This window comes from Planomonospora algeriensis (assembly GCF_977012225.1).
Window position 1 is genome coordinate 1 of sequence record NZ_CDRNDK010000337.1, and the last position, 7,152, is coordinate 7,152.

General features: G+C 71.7%; 7 protein-coding genes. 4 read left to right on the plus strand and 3 right to left on the minus strand.

Annotated features, from left to right (window positions below):
* Nucleotides 1-323 (plus strand): CbiX/SirB N-terminal domain-containing protein (locus tag ACWJ6R_RS26615; RefSeq protein ID WP_449064858.1); only part of this gene is annotated, 323 nt, incomplete at its 5' end.
* On the opposite strand, the gene ACWJ6R_RS26620 is transcribed toward ACWJ6R_RS26615, so the two are convergent.
* From ACWJ6R_RS26620 to ACWJ6R_RS26630, 3 genes are all read right to left on the minus strand, one after another.
* On the minus strand, nucleotides 227-760 hold the full coding sequence (locus tag ACWJ6R_RS26620; RefSeq protein WP_449064859.1) for a hypothetical protein: 534 nt from the start codon (nucleotides 758-760) through the stop codon (nucleotides 227-229). The genes ACWJ6R_RS26615 and ACWJ6R_RS26620 overlap by 97 nt on opposite strands.
* 305 nt (nucleotides 761-1,065) lie before the next feature.
* A complete protein-coding gene (locus tag ACWJ6R_RS26625; protein ID WP_449064860.1) occupies nucleotides 1,066-1,920 on the minus strand; it encodes a PAC2 family protein in 855 nt (284 codons plus the stop codon).
* A gap of 64 nt (nucleotides 1,921-1,984) precedes the next feature.
* Nucleotides 1,985-2,440, minus strand: a complete 456-nt coding sequence (locus ACWJ6R_RS26630; RefSeq protein WP_449064861.1) for a universal stress protein — start codon at nucleotides 2,438-2,440, stop codon at nucleotides 1,985-1,987.
* A 101-nt stretch (nucleotides 2,441-2,541) separates the two neighbouring features.
* Here ACWJ6R_RS26630 and metH point away from each other — a divergent pair, with 101 nt between their 5' ends.
* The 3 genes from metH to ACWJ6R_RS26645 all read left to right on the plus strand — a co-directional run.
* Entirely contained in the window at nucleotides 2,542-6,006 is a 3,465-nt protein-coding gene (metH, locus tag ACWJ6R_RS26635; RefSeq protein ID WP_449064862.1) for a methionine synthase, read from the plus strand.
* Nucleotides 6,007-6,025: 19 nt separating this feature from the next.
* Nucleotides 6,026-6,709, plus strand: coding sequence for an HAD family hydrolase (locus tag ACWJ6R_RS26640; protein WP_449064863.1), 684 nt, complete (start codon nucleotides 6,026-6,028; stop codon nucleotides 6,707-6,709).
* A 91-nt stretch (nucleotides 6,710-6,800) separates the two neighbouring features.
* Nucleotides 6,801-7,152, plus strand: a 352-nt coding sequence (locus ACWJ6R_RS26645; protein ID WP_449064864.1) for a cellulose synthase, incomplete at its 3' end; no start/stop codon positions are given.

Sequence of the window (7,152 nt, forward strand, 5' to 3'; positions counted from 1 at the left end):
GCTGTCGGCGCCCGGTGCGGGCCGCGTTCGCCTCGGCGGGCAGCCCGACGACGGCCGAGGCGCTGGAGGGGCTCAGGGCCGCACCCGCGCCCCGGATCGCGGTCGCCTCGTATCTCCTGGCCCCCGGCTTCTTCCAGAACCGCCTGGAGGCCCTCGGCGCCGACCTGGTCACCGCCCCCCTGGGAGCGGACCCCGAGCTGGCGGAGCTGGTGTGGCGCCGCTTCGATCAGACGGCGTGGGACTCCAGCCTCAGCTCCCGGATGATCTCCTCGGCGCTCTCGTCCCGCGAGGGCACGAAGTCGGTGCCGACGAAGAGCTCGTAGTAGGCGTGCCGGAAGCACCCGGCGAGCAGCAACCGGGCGGTGGCCACCGGGTCCACCCGCGGTGAGACGCGCCCCGCGCGCTGCTCCGCCGCGAGGTAGTCCGTCAGCGGCACGACCTCCGACATCGGGCTGAGGCGGGTGTCCTTCATGGCCTCGCGGAACCGGACGGTGACCGAGGGGGAGGTGAAGGCGGGCAGCGCCACCGACTGCACCTCCGCGTAGTAGTCGATGCCCGCCCGGGCGATCGGCAGCAGGTTGTCGGCGACGCTGCCCTTGCCGACCAGGTGCATCAGGTCGTCGAGGATCTTCAGCCAGACCGGGAGCCTGTCTTGGAGCAGGGCGAGGAACAGGTCCACCGACTGCCCGGGCACGGCGGAGCCCCGCACCCCCGGGTGGAGGGCGTTCTCGCCGTCCTGGCGTTTCATGAACGTGCCCATCTCGAGAACGCGGCGCCGCGTGTCCTGTGCTTTCTGGTACGGGTCGAGCCGGGGAGTCGCCATGGTTGCCCTTACGTGCGCAGTCACAGGGACAAGGTTCGGCGTGGGGGTGACGCCATCGGCCGGTGTTTGCCGAGCCGTGTTTCTCCTGGGTGTGCAATCGTTGCAAGTCTGCGATCTCCGCCGGGTGCGTTCCGGCGAGAATCCGATGAGGACTGATTATTACCCGAAATCAGTGAGAAATGGGGTAAAAAACGGTAACTCTGCGCTGTGTGTCCCGGCCACCTCCGTCACGGCCGGGCGGCTCAGCCGTCCCCGTCGCGGTCCCGCCGGCGCAGGTAGCGCTCGAACTCCGCGGCGATGGCGTCGCCGCTCGCCTCCGGCAGCTCGGTGGCGTCCTTGCGCTCCTCCAGCTCCCGGACGTATTCGGCGACCTCGGTGTCCTGGGCGGCCAGCTCGTCCACGCCGTGCTCCCAGGCCCGGGCCTCCTCGGCCAGCTCGCCCAGGGGGATCGGGACGTCGAGCAGGTCCTCCATCCGGCTCAGCAGCGCCAGGGTCGCCTTGGGGTTGGGCGGCTGGGCGACGTAGTGCGGGACCGAGGCCCACAGGGAGACCGCGGGCAGTCCCGCCGCGCCGAGGGCGTGCTGCAGGACGCCGACGATGCCGGTCGGGCCCTCGTAGCGGCTGAGCTCCAGGTTGATCGCCCGGGCCAGCCCCTCGTCGGTGGCCGAGCCGACGATCGGCACCGGCCGGGTGTGCGGCGAGTCGTTGAGCAGCGCGCCGAGCAGCACCGCCAGCTCCACGCCCAGCGCGCGGCAGACGCCGACGATCTCCTCGCAGAACGAGCGCCAGCGCATGTTGGGCTCGATGCCCCGCAGCAGGACCACGTCGCGGGCGGAACCGGGCGGCCGGGCCACCGACAGCTTCGTGGTGGGCCAGGTGAGCGACCTGGTCAGGCCCTCGCCCATCTCGACGATGGGCCGGGTGACCTGGAAGTCGTAGTAGTCCTCGGGGTCCAAGGAGACCAGCTCGGTGGCCTTCCACTCGGTCTCGAGGTGGGCGATCACTCCGCTCGAGGCCTCGCCCGCGTCGTTCCACCCCTCGAACGCGGCGATCAGCACCGGGTCGACGAGCTCGGGCAACCCCTCGAGTTCGATCACGCGCCGCCTCCTTGTCCCGCCTCGTTTCCTCCGGCTAAGCCTATGCGCTCAAGGCGGTCCCGCGTCACCTCCCGGAGGTGGTGCGGACGATCAGCACGTCGCACTCCGCCCGCTGCGAGACGCTCGACGGCACCGAGCCGAGCAGCCGCCCGGTGAGGCTGTTGAGCCCCCGGTTGCCGACGACCAGCAGGTCGGCGCGGAGCCGGTCGGCCAGGGAGACCAGCACGTCGACCGGGTCGCCCTCCTCGGCGGCCAGCTCGATCGCCGAGGCCCCCGCGGCGACCGCGTGCTCGCGGGCCGCCCGCAGCGCGTCCTCGGCCGGGGTGGAGCCGCTCACCTTGTAGGACAGCTCGCCGAGCAGGTCGGCGGCCGCGCTGCGGTCGCGCTCGCGCATGGGGAGGTAGGCGCAGGCCAGCACGAGGGTGGCACCGGTCGCGGCGGCCAGGGAGGCGGCGGCGGAGACGGCGCGGAAGGAGGAGGGGGAGCCGTCGGTGCCGACGACGACGGTGCGGTAGGCCATCGGGATGACACCTCGATAACTGGGGACGGGTTAATTGGACGCAATGTTCAATTGCCACCGTGAACGATAGCCGCCGCGCGGCTCCCAGTAAGCTTCCGCCTATGACAAACGCACCGTCCTTCCGTGATGTCCTGGCCGAGCGCGTGATGGTCGCCGACGGGGCCATGGGAACGATGCTGCAGGCCCACGACGTCACGCTCGACGACTTCGAGGGCCACGAGGGCTGCAACGAGGTGCTCAACGCCACCCGCCCCGACATCGTCCGGGCCGTGCACGACGCCTACTTCGAGGTCGGCGTCGACTGCGTGGAGACCAACACCTTCGGCGCCAACCTCGCCGCGCTCGGCGAGTACGACATCGCCGACCGCGTCTTCGCCTACTCCGAGGCCGGCGCCCGCGTCGCCCGCGAGGCCGCCGACCACTGGTCCACCCCGGACCACCCCCGCTTCGTGCTCGGCTCCATCGGGCCCGGCACCAAGCTGCCCACCCTCGGGCACAAGCCGTACGGCGAGCTCCGCGACGCCTACTACGACAACGCCGCCGGCCTGGTCTCCGGCGGCGCCGACGCGCTGATCATCGAGACCTCCCAGGACCTGCTCCAGGTCAAGGCCGCCGTCACCGGCGCCAGGAGGGCCATCGCCGACGCGGGCCGCGACGTGCCGATCATCGCCCAGGTCACCATCGAGACCAACGGCGCGATGCTGCTCGGCTCGGAGATCGGCGCGGCGCTCACCGCGATCGAGCCCCTCGGCGTCGACGTCATCGGCCTCAACTGCGCCACCGGCCCCGCCGAGATGAGCGAGCACCTGCGCTACCTGGCCCGCCACGCGCGGGTGCGCCTGTCGTGCATGCCCAACGCCGGGCTGCCCGTGCTGACCTCCGGCGGCGCCTACTACCCGCTCAGCCCCGACGAGCTGGCCGACGCGCACGACACCTTCACCCGCACCTACGGCCTGTCGATCGTCGGCGGCTGCTGCGGCACCACCCCCGAGCACCTGCGCAAGGTCGTCGAGCGCGTCCGCGGGCGCGAGACCGCCGCCCGCCGCCCGCACCCCGAGGCCGGCGCCTCCTCGCTCTACCAGCACGTTCCCTTCCGCCAGGACACCTCCTACCTGGCCGTCGGCGAGCGGACCAACGCCAACGGCTCCAAGGCGTTCCGCGAGGCGATGCTCGCCGGCAACTGGGAGGAGTGCGTCGAGATCGCCCGGGCCCAGGCCCGCGACGGCGCCCACATGCTCGACCTGTGCGTCGACTACGTCGGCCGCGACGGCACCCAGGACATGCGGGAGCTGGCCTTCCGCTTCGCCACCGCCTCCACGCTGCCGATCATGCTCGACTCCACCGAGCCCGCCGTGCTGGAGGCCGGCCTGGAGATGCTCGGCGGCCGGGCGATCCTCAACTCGGTCAACTACGAGGACGGCGCAGGCCCGAACTCCCGCTTCACCAGGATCATGAAGCTGGCCCGGGAGCACGGCGCGGCCGTGGTCGCCCTGACCATCGACGAGGAGGGCCAGGCCCGCACCGCCGCGGACAAGGTGCGCATCGCGACCCGCCTCATCGAGGACCTGACGGGCAACTGGGGGATGAGGGTCGAGGACATCGTCGTCGACGCCCTCACCTTCCCGATCGCCACCGGCCAGGAGGAGACCCGGCGCGACGGCCTGGAGACCATCGAGGCCATCGCCGAGCTCAAGCGGCGCTACCCGGCCGTGCAGACGATCCTGGGCCTGTCCAACATCTCCTTCGGCCTCAACCCGGCCGCCCGCGTGGTGCTCAACTCGGTCTTCCTCAACGAGTGCGTCAACGCCGGGCTGGACTCGGCCATCGTGCACGCCTCCAAGATCCTGCCGATGGCCCGCATCCCCGAGGAGCAGCGCCAGGTCGCGCTGGACATGGTCTACGACCGCCGCCGCGAGGGCTACGACCCGCTGCAGCGCTTCATGGAGCTGTTCGAGGGCGTCGACAGCGCCGCCACCGCCCTGTCCCGGGCGGAGGAGCTGGCCGCGCTGCCGCTGTGGGAGCGGCTCAAGCGGCGCATCGTCGACGGCGAGAAGAAGGGCCTGGAGGCCGACCTGGACGAGGCCCTCGCCCAGCGCCCGGCCCTGGAGATCGTCAACGACGTGCTGCTGGACGGCATGAAGACGGTCGGCGAGCTGTTCGGCTCCGGCCAGATGCAGCTGCCGTTCGTGCTCCAGTCCGCCGAGGTCATGAAGACCGCCGTGGCCTACCTGGAGCCGCACATGGAGCGGGTCGAGGGCGAGACCAAGGGCCGCATCGTGCTGGCGACCGTCAAGGGCGACGTGCACGACATCGGCAAGAACCTGGTGGACATCATCCTGTCCAACAACGGCTACGAGGTCGTCAACCTCGGCATCAAGCAGCCGGTCTCGGCGATCCTGGAGGCCGCCGAGGAGTCCGGGGCCGACGTCGTCGGCATGTCCGGCCTCCTGGTGAAGTCCACGGTCATCATGAAGGAGAACCTCGAGGAGATGAACTCCCGGGGCATCGCCGGCAAGTACCCCGTGCTGCTCGGCGGCGCCGCGCTGACCCGCGCCTACGTCGAGCAGGACCTCGCCGAGCTGTTCGAGGGCGAGGTCCGCTACGCCCGCGACGCCTTCGAGGGCCTGCGCCTGATGGACGCCTTCATGGCGGTCAAGCGCGGGGTGGAGGGCGCCAGCCTGCCGCCGCTGCGCGAGCGCCGGGTCAAGACCGGGGCGACGCTGACCCGCACCCCGGTGGAGGAGCTGCCCGCCCGCTCCGACGTGGCCGCCGACAACCCGGTCCCGGTGGCGCCGTTCCTCGGCGACCGGGTGGTCAAGGGCATCCCGCTCGCCGACTACGCCGCCTTCCTCGACAAGCGGGCGCTGTTCCTGGGGCAGTGGGGTCTCAAGCCCGCCCGGGGCGGGGACGGACCCTCCTACGAGGAGCTGGTGGAGACCGAGGGTATGCCGCGGCTGCGGATGTGGCTGGAGCGGCTGCAGACCGAGAACCTGATGGAGGCGGCCGTGGCCTACGGCTACTTCCCGTGCGTCAGCGACGGCGACTCACTGATCATCCTCGACGACGCCGGCGACGAGCGCACCCGGTTCACCTTCCCGCGCCAGCGCCGCGACCGGCACCTGTGCCTGTCCGACTTCTTCCGCTCCAAGGACTCCGGCGAGGTCGACGTGATCGCCCTCCAGGTCGCCACGATGGGCGGCCGGATCTCCGAGGCCACCGCGGAGATGTTCGCCAAGGACGCCTACCGCGACTACCTGGAGCTGCACGGCCTGTCGGTCCAGCTCACCGAGGCGCTCGCCGAGTACTGGCACGCCCGGGTCCGCTCGGAGCTCGGGATCGGCGGCGACGAGTCGCTGGACGACATGCTCAAGGTCAACATCGCCGGCTGCCGCTACTCCTTCGGCTACCCGGCCTGCCCCGACCTGGAGGACCAGGTCCAGCTGGTGGAGCTGCTCGATCCCGCGCGGATCGGGGTGAAGCTCTCGGAGGAGTTCCAGCTCCACCCCGAGCAGTCGACGTCCGCGGTGATCGTCCACCACCCCGAGGCGAAGTACTTCAACGTCTGAGGCGGAGGGACACCCGGAGATGGACGCGGTCCTGTTCGACATGGACGGCCTTCTCGTGGACAGCGAGAAGGTCTGGTTCCAGGTCGAGACCGAGGTGATGGCGCGGCTGGGCGGGCACTGGGGGCCGCAGGACCAGGAGCACCTGGTGGGCGGCTCCATGCCGGCCACCGTCGCCTACATGCTGAAGGTCTCCGGGTCGGCGGCCGACCCCGCGGACGTGGCGGCCTGGATGCTGGAGGGCATGATCGGCCGCCTGTCCGGCGGGGTGGAGCTCATGCCGGGCGCCGCCGAGCTGCTGTCGGCCGTACGGCGGGCGGGGCTGCCCGCCGCCCTGGTCACCTCCTCCTCGAGGAAGATCGCCGACGCCTGCCTGCAGAGCATCGGCAGGCACCACTTCGACCAGGTGGTGACCTGCGACGACGTGGAGCGGACCAAGCCCGACCCCGAGCCCTACCTGACCGCGGCCCGGTTGCTCGGCGCGGACCCGGCCCGCTGCGTCGCGCTGGAGGACTCCCCGAACGGGGTGACCGCGGCCACCGCCGCGGGCTGCCGGGTGGTGGCCGTGCCGAGCGTGCTGCCGATCCCGCACGCGCCCGGCCGCCTGGTCGTGGGCTCGCTGCGCGAGGTCGGCGTGGAGGTCCTGCGGGCGCTGTCCGAGGGCGACGCGGAGGCCCTCCCTGAGGCGCGGAGCTTTGACCCCTAAGGGATGATCCATCCCTGAGAAGGAGGATCGACCGCGGATTCGCGTGCCAGGATGGAAACCGGGTACACGATGACGAGGGGGGCGATCCGCCATGACATTCAACCAGATCGCGTGGTTGCCGGTCTGCGCCGGGCTGACCGGTGCGGGACTGGTGCTGAGCTTCCTGCTGCTGCGCCGCCGGGGAGCCGCGGCGGGGCTGCGCGCCGCGGCCTGGTCGCTGCTGCCGATCGCCGCCTTCCTGACCGGCGCGCTGCCGACCCTGTGGCAGATCGGCACGGCGGTCACCGGATTCGTGACCGGCCTGGTGCTCAACCCCACCGTGTGGGCCGGGGTGGCGGTGGCCGGGGTCTCGGTGCTGCTCTTCCTGGTCTCGGGCTTCCTGCGCGGGCGGCGTCTGGCGGCCGCGCGCAAGGCGGCCCCCGCCGCGACGCCGGCCGGTCTCC

Coding starts and splice junctions, on each gene's coding strand:
- metH (WP_449064862.1), top strand. CDS start 2,542: ATGACAAACGCACCGTCCTTCCGTGATGTCCTGGCCGAGCGCGTGATG.
- ACWJ6R_RS26640 (WP_449064863.1), top strand. CDS start 6,026: ATGGACGCGGTCCTGTTCGACATGGACGGCCTTCTCGTGGACAGCGAG.
- ACWJ6R_RS26620 (WP_449064859.1), bottom strand. CDS start 760: ATGGGCACGTTCATGAAACGCCAGGACGGCGAGAACGCCCTCCACCCG.
- ACWJ6R_RS26630 (WP_449064861.1), bottom strand. CDS start 2,440: ATGGCCTACCGCACCGTCGTCGTCGGCACCGACGGCTCCCCCTCCTCC.